Origin of the sequence: Allorhizobium sp. NPDC080224 (assembly GCF_050281005.1) — a bacterium.
GTDB lineage: Bacteria > Pseudomonadota > Alphaproteobacteria > Rhizobiales > Rhizobiaceae > Allorhizobium.
Genome location: NZ_JBNNWJ010000001.1, coordinates 2,396,984 through 2,413,948 on the forward strand (window position 1 = coordinate 2,396,984; position 16,965 = coordinate 2,413,948).

The 16,965-nt window shown below is 61.2% G+C and carries 18 protein-coding genes; 13 read left to right on the forward strand and 5 right to left on the reverse strand.

The window, feature by feature from the left end; genetic code table 11:
* Position 1 precedes the first annotated feature (1 nt).
* The 4 genes from panB to ACQKP1_RS11995 all read left to right on the forward strand — a co-directional run bounded on the left by panB (position 2) and on the right by ACQKP1_RS11995 (position 2,537).
* A complete protein-coding gene (gene panB, locus ACQKP1_RS11980) occupies positions 2–829 on the forward strand; it encodes a 3-methyl-2-oxobutanoate hydroxymethyltransferase (protein WP_427275393.1) in 828 nt (275 codons plus the stop codon).
* Positions 830–977: 148 nt separating this feature from the next.
* Entirely contained in the window at positions 978–1,319 is a 342-nt protein-coding gene (locus ACQKP1_RS11985) for a hypothetical protein (protein ID WP_427275394.1), read from the forward strand.
* 199 nt (positions 1,320–1,518) lie between these two features.
* On the forward strand, positions 1,519–2,226 hold the full coding sequence (locus ACQKP1_RS11990) for an AzlC family ABC transporter permease (protein WP_427275395.1): 708 nt from the start codon (positions 1,519–1,521) through the stop codon (positions 2,224–2,226).
* On the forward strand, positions 2,226–2,537 hold the full coding sequence (locus tag ACQKP1_RS11995) for an AzlD family protein (RefSeq protein WP_427275396.1): 312 nt from the start codon (positions 2,226–2,228) through the stop codon (positions 2,535–2,537). The genes ACQKP1_RS11990 and ACQKP1_RS11995 overlap by 1 nt, the downstream gene beginning before the upstream one ends.
* Before the next feature lie 3 nt (positions 2,538–2,540).
* Here ACQKP1_RS11995 and ACQKP1_RS12000 read toward each other — a convergent pair whose 3' ends face one another.
* On the reverse strand, positions 2,541–4,376 hold the full coding sequence (locus ACQKP1_RS12000) for an aminopeptidase P family protein (RefSeq protein WP_427275397.1): 1,836 nt from the start codon (positions 4,374–4,376) through the stop codon (positions 2,541–2,543).
* Positions 4,377–4,641: 265 nt separating this feature from the next.
* Here ACQKP1_RS12000 and ACQKP1_RS12005 point away from each other — a divergent pair, with 265 nt between their 5' ends.
* Entirely contained in the window at positions 4,642–4,815 is a 174-nt protein-coding gene (locus ACQKP1_RS12005) for a hypothetical protein (protein WP_006725966.1), read from the forward strand.
* 150 nt (positions 4,816–4,965) lie between these two features.
* Here the strand turns inward: ACQKP1_RS12005 and ACQKP1_RS12010 are convergent, their stop codons facing one another.
* The gene (locus tag ACQKP1_RS12010; protein WP_427275398.1) at positions 4,966–5,850 is read right to left on the reverse strand and encodes a 50S ribosomal protein L11 methyltransferase; all 885 of its coding nucleotides are present in this window, start codon (positions 5,848–5,850) and stop codon (positions 4,966–4,968) included.
* An 88-nt stretch (positions 5,851–5,938) separates the two neighbouring features.
* The gene (locus tag ACQKP1_RS12015; RefSeq protein ID WP_427275399.1) at positions 5,939–6,538 is read right to left on the reverse strand and encodes an SCO family protein; all 600 of its coding nucleotides are present in this window, start codon (positions 6,536–6,538) and stop codon (positions 5,939–5,941) included.
* 413 nt (positions 6,539–6,951) lie between these two features.
* Between ACQKP1_RS12015 and ACQKP1_RS12020 the strand changes: the two genes are divergently transcribed.
* From ACQKP1_RS12020 to ACQKP1_RS12035, 4 genes are all read left to right on the forward strand, one after another.
* Positions 6,952–7,740, forward strand: coding sequence for a DUF2189 domain-containing protein (locus ACQKP1_RS12020; protein ID WP_427275400.1), 789 nt, complete (start codon positions 6,952–6,954; stop codon positions 7,738–7,740).
* A 194-nt stretch (positions 7,741–7,934) separates the two neighbouring features.
* Positions 7,935–9,902 (forward strand): methyl-accepting chemotaxis protein, encoded by a 1,968-nt coding sequence (locus ACQKP1_RS12025; protein ID WP_427275401.1) that lies wholly within the window; start codon positions 7,935–7,937, stop codon positions 9,900–9,902.
* Between the two features lie 2 nt (positions 9,903–9,904).
* Positions 9,905–10,369: a chemotaxis protein CheW gene (locus ACQKP1_RS12030; RefSeq protein ID WP_203016596.1), complete on the forward strand. Its 465-nt coding sequence runs from the start codon at positions 9,905–9,907 to the stop codon at positions 10,367–10,369.
* A gap of 238 nt (positions 10,370–10,607) precedes the next feature.
* Positions 10,608–10,970 (forward strand): hypothetical protein, encoded by a 363-nt coding sequence (locus tag ACQKP1_RS12035; protein ID WP_203016597.1) that lies wholly within the window; start codon positions 10,608–10,610, stop codon positions 10,968–10,970.
* A 208-nt stretch (positions 10,971–11,178) separates the two neighbouring features.
* On the opposite strand, the gene ACQKP1_RS12040 is transcribed toward ACQKP1_RS12035, so the two are convergent.
* Both ACQKP1_RS12040 and ACQKP1_RS12045 read right to left on the reverse strand, forming a co-directional pair.
* Complete coding sequence (locus ACQKP1_RS12040) at positions 11,179–11,667, reverse strand: CreA family protein (RefSeq protein ID WP_427275402.1); 489 nt, start codon at positions 11,665–11,667, stop codon at positions 11,179–11,181.
* A gap of 43 nt (positions 11,668–11,710) precedes the next feature.
* Positions 11,711–12,352 carry a 3'-5' exonuclease gene (locus tag ACQKP1_RS12045; protein ID WP_427275403.1) on the reverse strand — a complete coding sequence of 214 codons (642 nt, stop codon included), beginning with the start codon at positions 12,350–12,352 and terminating at the stop codon, positions 11,711–11,713.
* A gap of 247 nt (positions 12,353–12,599) precedes the next feature.
* Here ACQKP1_RS12045 and ACQKP1_RS12050 point away from each other — a divergent pair, with 247 nt between their 5' ends.
* From ACQKP1_RS12050 to ACQKP1_RS12065, 4 genes are all read left to right on the forward strand, one after another.
* The gene (locus ACQKP1_RS12050; protein ID WP_427275404.1) at positions 12,600–13,136 is read left to right on the forward strand and encodes a GNAT family N-acetyltransferase; all 537 of its coding nucleotides are present in this window, start codon (positions 12,600–12,602) and stop codon (positions 13,134–13,136) included.
* Between the two features lie 166 nt (positions 13,137–13,302).
* Positions 13,303–15,414 (forward strand): DEAD/DEAH box helicase, encoded by a 2,112-nt coding sequence (locus ACQKP1_RS12055; RefSeq protein ID WP_427275405.1) that lies wholly within the window; start codon positions 13,303–13,305, stop codon positions 15,412–15,414.
* A gap of 141 nt (positions 15,415–15,555) precedes the next feature.
* Positions 15,556–16,419, forward strand: coding sequence for a TIGR02587 family membrane protein (locus ACQKP1_RS12060; RefSeq protein WP_427275406.1), 864 nt, complete (start codon positions 15,556–15,558; stop codon positions 16,417–16,419).
* Between the two features lie 11 nt (positions 16,420–16,430).
* Positions 16,431–16,841: a hypothetical protein gene (locus tag ACQKP1_RS12065; protein ID WP_427275407.1), complete on the forward strand. Its 411-nt coding sequence runs from the start codon at positions 16,431–16,433 to the stop codon at positions 16,839–16,841.
* The last annotated feature ends 124 nt before the right edge of the window (positions 16,842–16,965 follow it).

Consider the following 16,965-nt stretch of genomic DNA (forward strand, 5'->3'; position numbering starts at 1 on the left):
CATGAGCACACCCCCCCGCCAGAAACGCCTGACCCCGGCCGACATCACGGCATTGAAGGGCAACCGTCCGATCGTGTCGCTGACCGCCTACACGACCCCGATCGCCCGCATCCTCGACCGCCACTGCGACCTGCTGCTCGTCGGAGACAGCCTCGGCATGGTGCTCTACGGCATGGACACGACGGTTGGCGTAACCATGGACATGATGGTCGCCCACGGCCAGGCGGTCATGCGCGGCGTATCCCGTGCCTGCGTCATCGTCGACCTCCCCTTCGGCGCATACCAGGAGAGCAAGGAACAGGCCTTCCGCAATGCTGTCCGCCTGATGAAGGAAACCGGCTGTGACGGAGTGAAGCTCGAGGGCGGCGCCGAAATGGCCGAGACCGTCGCATTTCTCGTCAGCCGCGGCGTGCCCGTCTTCGGCCATATCGGCCTGATGCCGCAGCAGGTGAATACGTCGGGTGGCTATCGCTCGAAGGGGCATAGCGAGGCCGAACAGGACAAGATCCGCCGCGATGCCAAGGCGATCGACGAAGCCGGCGCCTTCGCCATGGTCATCGAGGGGACCGTCGAGCCCCTGGCGCGCGAAATCACGACCACGGTGATGGCAGCGACCATCGGCATCGGCGCTTCGCCGGCCTGCGACGGACAGATCCTCGTCTCCGATGACATGCTGGGCCTCTTCAACGAGTTCAAACCACGCTTCGTCAAGCACTACAGTGAGCTCGCCGAGGTGATCGAGAAAGCCGCAGGCGACTACGCGACCGAGGTCAAGGAGCGCGTCTTCCCCGGTCAGGAACACACCTTCCAGATCCGGCCGAAGAAGTAGCCAAAATTCCGATGTGTCCCTCAGCTGACCGGAATGGTTTCTCCGACTTAACCGGTAGCTCTACGGAGTTCGATGAAGCGCGGTCGCCGCTGCGGAACGCTTACATCGAGGCTGCGACACGCCTTTATTTGCCAGTCGAGCCGGGACGATGAAAGACTATCGCCCCGACGTGATCTTTGTTGTCAGCGGCGAGGTTTGGCGCGACTTTTGTACGCTGCGTGAGGCATGGGGACACCCTCTGACAGTGGGACTGTCCGAAGAGTGCATCACCTATATCAGAACGGCCATCCGAGCCGGAGACACTGCTAAAGCGGCGCATTGGAGGGCCGTTCGGGATCTTGCCACCCAATATGGCCTATCCTGGATCAGCGCGGTCGAAGTGGATGGAACGCTGATCCAGGAGGAACCTGAACACAGTATTTTCAGGTATCCGCCGCTTTCACAGCGCAAGCGGGTCGTAATTGACGGGCGAAGCCCGGTGACGATCTGACCGCAATCGACAGCCACGTCGATGAAGCCGGAGCCGGGGCAGTCCGTGATCTTCCTTGAATGCGACTTTTCGACAAGACGCCAACAACCGTCCACGCCAATAGGCAATCATCAATGCCGATGGTCGTTCCATCAGCGGAATTGGTTTGTCCGACAAGCCGACAGCGGCTAGCCAGCAGATAAATGTGAGAAACTGCGCCATGTCCCGATCAGAGTTCACCGTGGGTGCATTGAAGGCCCTCCCCGTCATCATATCAGCGGGGCCTTTCGCCGTGCTGTTTGGTGCCGTGGCAGTGGCAAACGGCCAGACGGTCGCCGAGGCCGCCCTGATGAGCGCGACCGTCTATGCCGGCGCAAGTCAGTTGGTCGGCATTGAGCTCTTCGGTCAGGCGGTGCCCATGTGGGTCGTGGTGCTCTCGATCCTCGCGGTGAACTTCCGGCACATCCTCTATTCGGCCGCGATCACGCCCTTCATGGATCACTTCACGCTGCCTCAGAAAATGCTGAGCTTCTTCCTGCTCACCGATCCGCAATTCGCCGAAACGCTGGCGCGTGGCGAAAGCGGCCGCAGCGTTTCCTTCCCCTGGTATCTCGGTTTCGGAGCGATGATCTATGTGCCCTGGGTCGCCATGACGGCCGTCGGAGGACTGGTCGGGAAGGCGATGGGCGACCCGGCGGACTGGGGAATCGACGTGCTGCTGCCCATCTATTTTCTCGGCCTGGTGCTCGGCTTCCGCAAGCGCGGCAATTTCCTGCTGATTGTGGCGGTCAGTGCCGTGGTCTCGGTCATCGCCCAGCATCTGATCGGCTCCCCCTGGCATATCAGCGTCGGGGCGCTTGCCGGCGTCGTGCTCGCGGCCCTGTTGCCGCTGCCTGATCAGCGAGCCGAGCGCGAGGAGACGATCTGATGACCACCCTCCTGACGCCTTACATGACGCTGCTGATCGCTGCCGCAGCTGCTGCAACCTTCGCGACCCGCATTGGCGGCTACATTCTGGTGAAGCGCCTGAAGCATATGCCGCCCCGCTTGGAAGCGGCGCTGAACGCCGTTCCGGCAGCGGTGTTGACGACGCTCGTCGCGCCCGCCTTCTTCTATGGCGAGATCGACGTGAAGGTCGCCATGGCGGCGGCCTTCCTGATCGGCTTGCGCTTCGGCGCCATTCCGATGCTGATCGGCGGCTGGGCCGCCGTCATGCTGATGCGTCAGTTCCTCGGCTGACGCTCAGCGCCCAAAGGGCGCCGTTGCCTGCTCCAGCCACGCCCGCGTCGAAGCGTCCGGGATCAACGGCAAGAGTTCGGCCCGCGTCTTGGCGTGATACGCATCCAGCCATTGCAGCTCATCGCGCGTCAGCAGGTCCTCGACGATCAGCGCGCGGTCGATCGGCACAAAGGTGAGCGTCTCGAAGCCGAGCATCGGCTGGTCACCGCCCTCGATCGCCTCGGCTTCGCGCACATAGATCAGGTTTTCAATGCGGATGCCGAAGCTGCCCGGGCGGTAATAGCCGGGCTCGTTCGACAGGATCATGCCGGGCAGCAGCTCCTGCGTCGAAAGCCGGGCAATCCGCTGCGGCCCCTCATGCACCGAGAGATAGGAACCGACGCCATGGCCCGTGCCATGGGCGAAGTCGGCACCGGCCTTCCAGAGCGCGATGCGCGCCAGGGGATCGAGATCGCAACCACGCGTGCCCTTCGGGAAACGCGCCGTGCTGATCGCGATCATGCCCTTGAGCGCCAGCGTGAAGAAACGCTTCTGCTCTTCTGGCACCTTGCCGACGGCAAGCGTGCGGGTGATGTCGGTGGTGCCGTTCACATATTGCGCACCGGAATCGATCAGGAACATCTCGGCCGAGCGGATCTGTCGGTCGCTTTCGGTGGTGACGCGGTAATGCATGATGGCGGCATTTTCGCCGGCACCGGAGATCGTGTCGAAGGAAATGTCCTTGAGCGGGTTCTGCATGCGCTCGCCAACCGCCGCACGCACGGCTTCGAGCTTCTTCGCCGCCGCAATCTCCGTCAGGCTGCCATGTGGCTGTTCGTTGAACCAGTGAAGGAACTCGACCATCGCCACACCGTCCTGCAGATGTGCGGCCGCCGAGCCGTTGAGCTCGACCATGTTCTTGACTGCCCGGCCGAGTTTTGCCGGGTCGTTGCCCTCGACCACTTCACCACCGCTCTCGCGGATCATCCGCGAAAGTGCGTAAGGCGTGAGGTCGGGGTCGACCAGAATGCGGGCACCGTCCCGCGCAACCCGCTCGATGTGTTCGGAAAGAACTGCCGGATCCACCTGCTCGCAGAGATCGCGCAGATAGCTTTCGACTTCGAGGTTGGTCTTTGCGCTGTCGAGGAAGAGTTCGGCCGAACCATCGGCCTTGATGATCGCACGCGACAGCGGATGCGGCGTATGCGGCACGTCACTGCCACGAAGGTTGAAAATCCAAGCAACCGACGAGGGGTCGGCAATCAGGACGGCTGCCAGGTCCCTGTCGCGGAGATCGGCTGCTATGGTTTTCAGCTTGTCGGCGGCAGAAACACCGGCCTGGTTCAGCGCCTGGATCGTCACCGCGCCCTTCGGCTCGGCCGGACGATCGGTCCATAGGCGATCCACGGGATTGAAAGGCAGGAAGACCAGACTGCCGCCCTTGTCGGCCAGCGCCTTTTCCAGCCGCCGGACTTCCGCACCCGTATGGGTCCAAGGGTCAATGCCGAGACGGAAACCCTTCGGTGCACGGTTTTCGATCCATTTGTGCGGCGGCTCTCCGACCAGGTCGCCCGGCGTGAACACCGATGCATCGACCTGCTGGGCAAGCTGCGTGACATAGCGGCCATCGACGAAAACGACGGCGAGCGTTTCAGTTACCATCAACATGCCGGCGGAACCGGTGAAGCCCGTCGCCCAGGCGAGACGCTCGGTAGACTCAGGCACATATTCTCCGAGATACTCATCCGAGCGAGGCACGAGCAGTCCATCGATCTGAAGTTCGGCAAACAGCGCGCGAAGGGCTGCGATCCTGGACTTGCCGTGAAGCGGCGTGGACTTGACCTCAAAGGACTGAAACATGGCATGGCTCGCGATCGGTTTCGGATTCTGTCAGGGCTTATAGCAAGGCCACATCGCCCCCACCACCACCGCCGCACGCTTTCGCAGCATATGCGCGCCCGCTGATATCGTTATGCCGCAAATTCAGGCAGAGTTTATGCTGCTATGCAGCATTCGCAGACCTCCCGTGCTTCAAGCCCTCTGACTGAGCATCGCGGATCAGACTATATCAGGGTCATCGAGGACGTGAGCAACGAAGCGTCCGCAACCGAAAAGGAACCGAGAGATGGCCAAGTCTTTCCTGCGCACCGCCCTCAACAATCTCGTCGAGGCACGCCAGCGCCGCGCCGATCTCTATACGACGGGTGCCCTGCTGTCGCTCGACGACGCATCGCTGGAGGCCATGGGCCTGAAGCGCGAAGAACTGCGCCGTCGCCCGCATCAGCACTCGATCATCTGAACAAACCTTGGTCTGAACGACCGTCCAGTCTAGCATCCGCTTGAGCGCTCCTCCCACGCTCGCGGACCCCGGCGCGGCATGATGCCTGTGCCAAAAAGGCGGCTCCTTGCGGGCCGCCTTTTTCTATTCTGCGGTAGCTGACGTTAGGTGTCAGCCCTTCCCTTGCGTGAAGTGGATTGTCACCCAGCCGTTGCGCCAGATCGTCTTCACATGCGACAGGCCCTGGCCGCTATAGGCCGCAATCACCTTCCAGCGCTGCTCGGCAAGGATACCGGAGAGGATGACGGAGCCACCCGGCGCGAGATGCGCGACCAGCTGCGGTGCCATCTTGATCAGCGGCCTCGCGAGAATGTTGGCAATGACGAGATCAAACGGTCCATGCTCGCGAAAAGCCGTCGAATGAAACCCGGGCGCCGTGCGGAAGTCGATCCCCTCGACGATCCGGTTGCGACGGGCATTATCCTTGGCGACGCGGACGGCGATCGGGTCGATATCCGTCGCGAGAACCGGCACCGGGAGCAGCTTGCGCACGGCGATTGCCAGAACACCACTGCCAGTACCCAGGTCCAGCGCATTGCGGACCTTGCGAGAGCGAACCACCTTCTCGATGACTTCCAGGCAGCCTGCCGTTGTGCCGTGATGACCCGTCCCGAAGGCCTGGCCAGCGTCGATCTCGATGGCAACGTCGTGCGCCTGCACCTTGTCGCGGTCATGCGAACCATGCACCAGGAAGCGACCGGCGCGCACCGGCTTCAGGCCTTCGAGTGATTTGGCGATCCAGTCGATGTCAGGGATGACCTCCCGCACAATCGTCGCATCTGCGAATTCTTCGGCGAGCAGGTCCTCGACACGTGGCCTGACCTCGTCTTCCTGGTCCGCCATCATATAGATGGACGCCTCCCAGATATCCGCCTTCTCATCGACCTCGGTGGTCGCGATCGCATAATCCTCCTCGCCGAAAGCGAAGCTCATCAGATCGAGGATCCGGTTGGCGTTCTTCTCGGTGGTGGTCACATAGAGGCGGATTTCGCTCACGGTCGGGTCTTCCTCGGAGGTCACGGGGGTCAGGCGTTGCGGTACAACGCAATCGCCGTCATGGCAACCTCCGCCAGGGTACGGACCGTCAGCCCTTCATCAGGTTTTCGAGCTTCTTGACGGCCGTATCCGGGTTCTCGCCATAAGCAATCGTGCCCTTGAAGCGTCCCTCGGCATCGAGCAGGAAAATCGAAGCGGTATGATCCATCGTGTAGTCACCATCGGGCTGCGCCTCGTCGAGCGGGACCTTCTTCGCGTAGACCCGGAACCCCCTGACGACCTCGGCGATCTTGTCGGGTTCCCCGGCAATCGCCTTCACCCGATCGGTAACGTTGGAGACGTAACGGCCGAGGATCTCCGGTGTATCCCGCTCGGGATCAACCGTCACGAAATACGCCTGCAGACCCTTGGCGTCGGGATCGACCTGCTTCAACCAGCCATCCAGCTCGAAGAGCGTAGTCGGGCAGACTTCCGGGCAATGGGTGAAGCCGAAGAACAGCGCCGTCGGCTTGCCGCGGAAAGCCTGTTCGGTGATCGGCTGGCCATTCTGGTCGACGAGCTCAAACGGCACACCGAAGGGCGCCTCCGCGATCTTCTGATCCGACTGCGTGACCGAATAGGTCAGCCAGCCGAGAACACCCGCCATGACGACGACCGCCGCCCACAAGATGACCCTGACCGTTTTCATGATGGCATTCCCTTGAAATCGAACTTCTCGCCCAGCCGGATAAGCCTCCCGACGAAAGAAGGCAATTCAACTCGCTGTAAATGCTGCAACGAGCGCTGATTTGTCACGGAGCACGAAGACTAGAAGCAATAGGCCAGACCGGATTCGATCAGGCTTAGGAAGATGTCCGAGCCGTAATGCAACCAGCCAAGAAACACAGCCACGGTGAACAGCGTCCCCGCAAGCATGAGGGCGGTCAAAGGCAACCATTTCTGTGAGCGCGCGAAATCGGACATGACGCCATGATAGCGCAGTTCGGTCCGGAGGAAACGCGAGAATTTGAACTCCCGGCCTTGCGATTTGACGGATATCAAGGAACACACGTGGTAGTTTCTGACAGATTGTCGCAGCACCGCATGTCTTGGGAGGGACGCATGGAACAGCAGGCACTCGATCGGGGCTCTCTGCCGAAGCTGCAGATCAACCGGCTGCGCATGAACGATATCCGTGCAGCCTTTTCCGACGGCTGGCGTGACTTTCGCAGCTATCCCGCTTACGGCCTGTTTTTTGGTGCAATCTATGCCGCAGGCGGCATCTTCATCGCGGTTATGCTCGCTTATTACCACCTGCCATGGATGATCATTCCGGTTGCGATCGGCTTCCCGCTTATCGGACCGTTTATTGCTGTCGGTCTCTACGAGATCAGCCGCCGGCACACGCTTGGCGAAACGATAAGCTGGAAGGCAATCCTTGCCGAAGTCTTTCGCCAGCGCGAGCGGCAACTGTCCTGGATGGCCTTCGTCGTGCTCTTCATCTTCTGGATCTGGATCTACCAGGTACGCCTGTTGATGGCGCTGTTCCTCGGCTTCCGCGTTCCCGCAACCCTCGACGCATTCGTCAATGTCGTGCTCACCACCCCGGAAGGTCTGATGTTCCTCGCTGTGGGCACAGTTGTTGGGGCAGTCCTTGCAATAATCCTCTTTAGCGCAACGGTCATCTCGATGCCGCTGCTTCTCGATCACGATGTGGACTTCGTGACCGCGATGCTGACTAGCATGCGCACGGTGATCGAGAATGCAGCCCCCATGCTCGTCTTCGGGCTGATCATCGCCGCCTTGGCTATCCTCGCCATGGTGCCGCTTTTTCTGGGACTGCTGGTCGTCTTGCCGGTCGCAGGACACGCAACTTGGCACGTTTATCGTCGCGCAATCACAGCCACCTAACTCGCGAGAGACAAGGAATTCGACCGATGGCCGCACTATTAGTTCTTGATTAACTAATATTAGAGATTCTGTATCGGCGTTTTGGCTCAAGCGGGCCAAGCGGACATGATCGTCCGCCGGAATACTCCTCTCCGGATTGCGCATGACACGTCACCGGCGTGCAGGAGCAACCGGGACAAGGGCTGGGGAGTTTCATGGTCAATCTCATTACGGGTAAAGACCTGTCAGTCAAACAGCGTCTGATGACGCTGGGCGCCGCGGCAGTGCTGGGCATCGGCTCGATGCTGGCCGTCGGCTGGTACCAGAACGCACGCATATCGACGGCAATTCAGGACTCGATCGAGATCAAGAACGAAGTCGAGCGCATCAACGAGATGCGCCTCGCCAACGCCAACATGGTGCTGGCGGCTATGGATACGATCATCGACCGCGGCGAAGGAAGCATCCAGCCGGAGCGCATGGAGATCATCAATGCCGCGGTGACCCTTCTTCGGGATGGGGCGTCCGTGCTGGCATCAGTTGCGGCTGAAGCGGGTGCGCCGGGCGAAGTCGGCAGTTATGAAGCCGACCTGAATGCCGTGGCACAAGCCATCCAGGTGGATCTCAAGCGCATGGTCGAGACCGGCGCGCCGGAAGCAGATTACGCAGCCATCGACGATGCGATCGACGGTTCGGGGGAGCGCCTCGGTGACGTACTCAACAACCTCTCGGCACTCGGTGGCAATCTGGTCGAAGACTTCGCAAACGAGGCGACCCGTCGAAGCAATCAGGCGCTGACCTTCCAGCTTGGGCTGGGCAGTATCGCCTTCTTCTCGGTCATCGCACTACAGCTCATTCACGGCAACTCGATTGCCAACGGCATCCGGCTCGTTCGCACGAGCATGCAGCGCATCACGGACGGCGACTACCAGACGGAAGTCGCCGGGACTGACCGGCATGACGAAATCGGCGGCATGGCCCGTTCGGCCGATATCTTCCGCAAGGCGGCTATCGAGAAGCATGACCTGGAGGAAGCAAGCCTTGCCCAGCGCCGGCAGAACGAGGCTGAGCGCGAGAGCCGCACGGCAACCATGGAGGCCGACACGCGCGCCCTCAAGCTCGCGGTCGATGCGCTCGGCGAAGGACTGACCCGCCTGTCTCAGGGTGATCTCTGCGCAACCATCGTTGTGCCCTTCCCGCAGGATCTCGAGCGGCTCCGGATCGATTTCAACGAAGTGGCCTCGAACCTCAAGCGGGTTATGACCGAGATTGCGACCAACAGCAGCTCGATTCGCGCCAACAGCCAGCAGATGAAGAGCGCCGCAGACGATCTTGCACGCCGCACCGAGCAGCAGGCTGCCTCGCTCGAGGAAACGTCCGCCGCCCTTTCCGAGATCACCGAGACCGTGAAGAGCGCAACCGACCGGGCAGAAGAAGCCAGCCATATGGTCGACAACGCAAAGGACTATGCCGAGAAATCCGGCGCGGTGGTCAACGACGCCATGTCCGCGATGAACCGCATCGAGGATGCCACCGACGAAATCGGCAAGATCATCAACGTCATCGATGAAATCGCTTTTCAGACCAACCTTCTCGCTCTGAACGCCGGCGTCGAGGCAGCCCGCGCCGGCGAAGCGGGCAAGGGCTTCGCCGTTGTGGCGCAGGAAGTCCGCGCCCTCGCCGGACGCGCGGCCGATGCAGCACGTGACATCAAGACCCTGGTCACCCGTTCCAACGACGAAGTGCGCTCCGGGGTGGAGCTGGTCACCGCGACCGGACGGGCGCTCCACCGGATTGGCGAAGATGTTTTACGAATTAACGAGCACGTTAAGGCAATCGTTACCAGCGCGAGAGAACAATCAGTTGGACTGAGCGAGATCAATTCGGCCGTCAGCCAGATGGACCAGGTCACGCAACAGAATGCCGCGATGGTGGAGCAGACCAATGCGGCGAGCCACACGCTGGCAAGTGACGCGGAAAACCTTTCGCGGCTTGTTGGACAGTTCAAGGTGAACTTGGGCGAGGCTGCTCATGACCAATATCAGGAGGCTGCGCGCGCTGCCTCCCCTCAGAGACCGTCTCCCGCACGGGCGCTGATGAACAAGGTTGCGGGATCGTTCAACCGTACCGCCACGGCAACAGCCTCTGCTGCCGCAGCACAGGAACACTGGGAAGAGTTCTGAACATGAGTAATGCCATCAAACAGTCGGGCGCCTATCTGGAAATCGTATCCTTCCATCTCGGCGACCAGGAATTTTGCATCGACATCATGGCCATCCGCGAAATCCGCGGCTGGGCACCGGTCACCCCGATGCCGCATACCCCCCCTTACGTTCTCGGCCTCATCAACCTGCGCGGCGCCGTAATCCCGGTCATCGACATGGCCTGCCGTCTCGGCATGAAGATGACCGAACCGTCGGAACGCGCAGCGATCATCGTCACCGACATCGCCGGCAAGCTGGTCGGTCTCCTGGTCGAACAGGTCTCGGACATGATGACGATCAAGAGTGAAGACCTGCAGCCGGCACCGGAGATCATCCCGGAAACCCAGCGCGCCTTCTGCCGCGGCATCGTCGCACTCGAGAAGTCGATGGTCTGCTTCCTGAACCTCGACACCGTCATTGCCGACGAGCTTGCTCAGGCAGCTTGAGCCGACTTACCTTCCCAGGAAAATGCTCCGTATCCGCGGGGCATTTTTTCTCCAGCTTCTTTATGAACGCGATCGGCCTCACCGGTGGCGTGTATTTTTGTTTTAAGAAATTATGATGAATATCCGTTATTTTATATAATTAATTTTAACGCTTGCCGGAACCCTCTCCGTGGTCCCGCGTTTTCCTGTCAGCTTCCCAAGAAGCAGAAAATTCGAAAAGAAACCAAGGAGAAAGACCATGAATTCTGCAGTAAAGCTTGCGCTCGCCGGTGCCATGTCCATCGCCTCCGTTTCGGGCGTTGCCCTTGCCCAGACCGCTGAACCGATGGTCGACACCACGACCATGACCAATTCCACGACCATGGCAACCGAGGGCGTCAACATCGTTCGCCTCGACAGCCTGGACAACGACCAGAACCGTTCTGAACACACCCGTCTTTCGCAGCTGGCCAACAGCTCGGAGTCGATGACTGAAGCGCAGGCGCTGATTTCGTCTGACCCGGCGGTCGCCCAGGCTCTCGAGGCCGAGAGCGTTCAGGCCACCAACGTCTTCCACGTTGAGGAAGCGGCCAACGGCGGCAAGATCGTCTACGTCAAGTAAGACATCGGTCACCGCATGAAAACGCCCTGGATCCGCAAGGCTCCAGGGCGTCTTTGCGTGGAGAGTTGAACAGGATGCTCTCCGCCCGGCTGCGAAATTGGGGGTGACGCGGTGCCGGTTCAAAATGCATGAACCAGGGCATTGCCCCGTTGAAGTGACAGATGTCACACCCGGCACACCAATCCGAGTTGCCCCCAAAACTGGTCTGTCAGTTCGGCTTGCCCGAAGTCCAGACGACCGTCTGGTTGAACAGCGGCACCGTCGAGATCGCCATCTTGGCCGACCCTTCGACAACCTGTCGTGAATGGGCGAGATAGATCAGAGTATCGTTCTTCTTGTCGTAGATACGATTGACGACGAGCGACTTCCAGATGATCGACAGCCCTTCCCGGAAGACCTCTTCCCCATCGTCCGATAGATCGATGTCGCCGATTTCAATCGGCCCTGTCTGACGGCAGGCAATCGAGTTGTTGGAGGGATCCTCGAACCAGTTGCCTTTGGATAGGCGATCGATGATCGAGCGATCGAAATAGGTGACGTGGCAGGTAATCCCCTTCACTTCCGGATCGGTCATCGCTTCGATCACGATGTCATTGCCGACCCAGTCCACGCCGACCTTGCCGACGACTTCGGACGATGCAGGGATCGCCGTCGAGGCGAGAATGACTGCAGCAACAGTGGCTTTGCGGATCGACATCGAGTTCACTCCTTCGTGATATACCTGAAGATAGGATGCCCGGTCACGCTTGCAAGGCGAGCGCCTTCTTCTTCGGCTTGCGGGCAAAGGAGCAGGCATCATAGCCTTGCCGGTGCAGACGCCCCGGATTGAGCCCCAGCTTCAGAGCGAGATCGAAGAGGTCTTCGACCTCGGCCTCCAAAGCCATGGCGAGACAGGCTTCCGCGCAGATGCGCGCATCTTCGGCGGCATTGTGGTGCTGAAAGCTGAAACCGAGATGCGCGGCCAGCACGTTCAGCCGGTGCGATCCGAGCGAGGGCCAGTGGCGCTGGGCGAGCTTGACGCTGCACAGATAGGACAGTTCCGGATACTCCAGCCCCGAAAAATCGAGGCTGGCCCTTAGCACAGAAAAGTCGAAAGAGGCATTGTGCGCGATCATCCGCGCCCCCTCGAAATCGGCGGCGAATTCGAGCATGACGTCGGCAAACTCCGGGGCATGGGCAGTGTGCTCGGGCCGGATGCCGTGAATGGCGATGTTGAACGGCGAGTAGCGGTTCTCCGGTGGCCGGATCAGGCGCTCCTCGACACGCACGACACGGCCGTTCTCGATGAAGGCGAGGCCGATGGAGCAGGCACTCGCGCGCGCCTCAGTCGCGGTCTCGAAGTCGATGGCAATCGTCTTGCCGGAAAATTGAGAGATGGACATGTCAAAGCCTTAAAAGCTGCAGCGGATTCGGACAAGGGTGCAGGCGTCGGACTTGACCGACGCCTGCACCCTATCCATCATGCGCACATGGCTGCAGCTGACTTGACCACAACAATGACCCTTTATGTGACCACCCTTTGCAAGGGTGTCCGGGTCATGTCGCGTCTGTAGCACCGATTTATCCCGAACGCCCTGCGGTTGAGCAGGCGTCCGGTTCGCTCTCCCGCCGATCACATGGAGAGCAAGCATGACGCAGTCACACCCTCACCCCTCGCGACACGATCGAGCCTGGCCCGAAGGCCTGACGATCCGCGCGCGATCACTGACAGACGCTGCAGCAATCGCAGACCTGCACAACCTGCCTGGCTACCGCTGGGGCACCATGCGCCTCCCCTATCACAGCGTAGAGGAAATCAGGCGCGGGATAGAACAGCAGCCCGCTGATGTCCGAAGCCTCGTGGCCGTGCTCGACGGAATGGTGGTCGGCGATATCGCCTTGTTGCCCGCCAAAGGCAGGCGTGCCCATGTCGCCACGCTCGGCATGGGCGTCCATGACGACCACACCCGCCGTGGGATCGGACGCGCGCTCCTCGGCGAAGCGATCGGGATCGCGGATGACTGGCTCAACCTGCGACGCCTTGAATTGACCGTTTACGCGGACAATCATGCAGCCATTGCCCTCTATGAAAGCTTCGGCTTCACCGTGGAGGGGCGGATGGCGGACTATGCCTTTCGGGGCGGAACCTATGTCGAAGCTTTGGCCATGGCGCGGCTCAGCGCGTGACTTTTCTGGATGATGCGAGGCCCCATGGTTCACCATAGCGCAGCGTTTTCGTTCCCTGCCCCTCGACTTTCCGGGTCGAGACGAGTAGGAACAGCGCCAACATACCCGCAATCGGCGGGCGCGGCGCTTTGGCCCGCATCATCCATCACTTTCGAAAGACCACTCCATGACTGATTTCGACGCCATCGTTCCGGCGATCGCTGAGGCCTTGCGCAAGCGCGGCTACGACACCCTGACACCCGTGCAGCAGGCCATGATCGACCCCGAACTGGAAGGTCGCGATGCGCTCGTTTCGGCGCAGACGGGCTCTGGCAAGACGGTTGCCTTCGGTCTCGCCATGGCCCCGACGCTGCTGCCGGAAGGCGGTCGTTTCGAGCGCGCCGGTGCGCCACTCGCCCTTGCGATCGCGCCGACCCGTGAGCTGGCCATGCAGGTCAAGCGCGAACTGGAGTGGCTCTATGCCGAGACCGGCGCGATCATTGGATCCTGCGTCGGCGGCATGGACATCCGCAACGAGCGCCGGGCGCTTGAGCGCGGTGCCCATATCATCGTCGGCACACCGGGACGCCTGCGCGACCACATTACCCGCCGCGCGCTCGATCTGTCCCAGATGCGCGTCGTCGTGCTCGACGAAGCCGACGAAATGCTCGATCTCGGCTTCCGCGAGGACCTCGAATTCATCCTGGAAGAATCGCCGGACGATCGCCGCACCCTGATGTTCTCGGCAACCGTGCCGCGGTCGATCGCCGATCTCGCCAAGAGCTACCAGCGGGATGCGCGCCGCATCGAGGCCGTATCCGAACAGAAGCAGCACGTCGACATCGAATATCGCGCGCTGATGGTCGCCAATCCCGATCGCGAGAATGCCATCATCAATGTGCTGCGCTTCTATGAAGCCCGCAACGCCATTGTCTTCTGCTCCACTCGCGCTGCCGTGAACCATCTGACGGCACGCCTGCACAATCGTGGCTTCTCGGTCGTGGCCCTGTCCGGCGAGCTTTCGCAGAACGAACGCACCCACGCCCTGCAGGCCATGCGCGATGGCCGTGCGCGCGTCTGCATCGCGACCGACGTCGCTGCCCGCGGCATCGACCTCCCCGGTCTGGAACTCGTCATTCATGCCGACCTGCCGACCAATTCCGAAACCCTGCTGCATCGCTCCGGCCGCACAGGCCGCGCCGGCAACAAGGGCGTCTCGGCACTAATCGTGCCGAACAGTGCCCGTCGCAAGGCCGAGCGCCTGCTGGGCGGCGCCAATGTTCGCCCGACCTGGGCGCTCCCGCCCTCCGCCGACGAAGTTCAGGCCCGTGACGATGAACGCCTCATGGGCGATCCCATGCTGACGGAAGTGATCACCGAAGACGAAGCGCCGATGATCGCATCGCTGATCGCGACCCACGGCGCCGAACAGGTGGCTGCGGCCTTCCTGCGTCTGCAGCGCGGCAAGCGTTCAGCACCGGAAGATCTGATCCCGGTCAGCCTCGAAGCCGGAAAGGCTCGCAAGGAGCCGGACTATGCCAACCCGGCGAACTCGGCGACCAAGCCGCGTGGCGATTTTGGCGCCAGCGTCTGGTTCTCCGTGTCCGTCGGCCGCCGCCAGCATGCCGAGCCGCGCTGGCTGATCCCGATGCTCTGCCGCAACGGCAACATCACCAAGAACGAGATCGGCGCAATCAAGATGCAGCCGGAGGAAACCTTCGTCGAGATCGCCGAAAGCGCGCTCGACACGTTCCTCAGCGCACTTGGTCCGAACAAGGCGCTCGAGCGCGGCATCACCATGGCGCAGCTCCCCGGCATGCCGGACTTCAATGCAGCGCCGAAGGAACGCGCAGCCCGGCCGCCGCGCGAAGATGGCGATCGCAAGCCCTTTGGCGACAAGAAGCCGTATGCCGACAACAAGCCTTACGGCGAAAAGAAAGCCTATGGCGACAAGGCACCCTATGGTGAAAAGAAGCCGTTCGGGGACAAGAAACCCTATGCCCGCAAGGACGACGGCCCTGCCCGGCCGCCGCGCGACGCCATGGCGGTGACGGATTCGGAAGTCTGGGGCGACGCGCCCAAGCCGAAGCGCACCGACTGGAGCGACGACAAGCCGGGTTTCAAGAAGAAGCCGAAGGGTGCCTCGAATTCCTGGGACAAGCCTGCCAAGCCCGACTGGGCCGGCAAGCCGAAGGGCGACAAGCCCGCCTTTGCCGGCGCTGGAAAGCCCAAGGGCAAGTTCGACGACCGTGGCCCATCGGCTGGTCCAAAGAAGAAGACCTTCAAGCCGAAGGGCTGAGCAGCCCCTGGTCGCAGGGAGGCGCAGTAGCCCTCCTTCAAGACATGAGCCGGTTGCCTTACGGCAGCCGGTCAACCTCCTGCCAGACGGAACAACCACCCCCATTTGCGCATTCCCTGCGCGGCAAGGGACGGTGGAACAATGGCAGAAGTCGCGAATGAAACTCACGAATCGGCACGGGTAAGCCGGTTTCTCGTCGGCCTTGCACGCGGGCTTGCCGGAGCCCTGCTCTTCTCCATCCCCATGCTGATGACGATGGAGATGTGGTTCCTGGGCTTCTACATGGACCGAGAGCGGCTTCTGCTGCTGCTCGTTCTCAATCTTCCTCTCCTCATCGGGCTCTCCCACCGCATCGGTTTCGAACGGACCGCCACCTGGCGCGAGTCGGCCCGAGACGCGATCGTCGCCTATGGCATGGGCGTGGTGGCCAGTGCGTTGATCCTCGTGCTGCTCGGGGTGATCAAGTTCGGCATGGCGCCGCGCGAATGGGTCGGCATGGTGGCGCTGCAGGCGGTGCCGGCGAGCATCGGCGCATTGCTCGGCCGAAGCCAGCTCAGCATGCAGGACGAGGATGACGATGAGGACGACAGCGATCCAAGCCAGCAAGCCAGTACGGGATATCTCACCGAACTTTTCATGATGGCCGTCGGCGCGCTCTTCCTGTCGCTCAATCTCGCCCCGACGGAAGAAATGATCCTGCTCGCCTACAAGATGACCATCTGGCACGCCCTTGCGCTTATGGCGCTGTCGATGATGCTGATGCATGGTTTCGTCTACGCGCTCGCCTTCAAGGGCAGCCATAGTCTTCAGGAGGACACGCCGGTCTGGCACGCCTTTGTGCGCTTCACGATACCCGGCTATGTCGTCGCCCTCGCCGTCAGCCTCTACAGCCTCTGGACCTTCGGCCGACTGGATGACCTCGGCACCACCGAGGCCGTTTTGACGCTGGTCGTCCTCGGCTTCCCCGCAGCGATCGGCGCGGCTGCCGCCAGACTTATCCTTTGAGGAGGCCCGCCATGACCCGTCATGATGTCAGCAAATCTGCCGATCCGATCCGACCACACTGGGTCGAGTGGCTCACCGGACTTGCATCAACCACAATCGTCGTGGCGATGATCGGCTGGATGGCATTCGAAGCAATGACGAACGCAGACCGCCCACCGGAGATCGCCGCCCAGATCCTCACCATCGATCCCCTGCCCTCGGGCTGGCGCGTGATGATCGAGGTGCGCAATTCAGGCGATCAGGCCGCCGCAGCGGTCGAGATAAAGGGATCCCTTCGCGACGGGACCACGGCGATCGAGGAGGCAGGAATGACCTTCGACTATGTCGCTGCCGGCTCGACATCGCGTGGCGGTCTGGTCTTCGTCAACAATCCGTCTCTTCATCAGTTGCAGATTGTGCCATCCGGTTTCACAGAGCCGTGAGCGTCTCGGTTCGACACGAGATCCGATGCAATCCAGGGTTTCGAATTCATCGAACCTTAATTTTTAGGGGATTAATAATAGTAGAAATGAAAATGAGCTCTTTACTGCCAGGGTTGCATTCGGC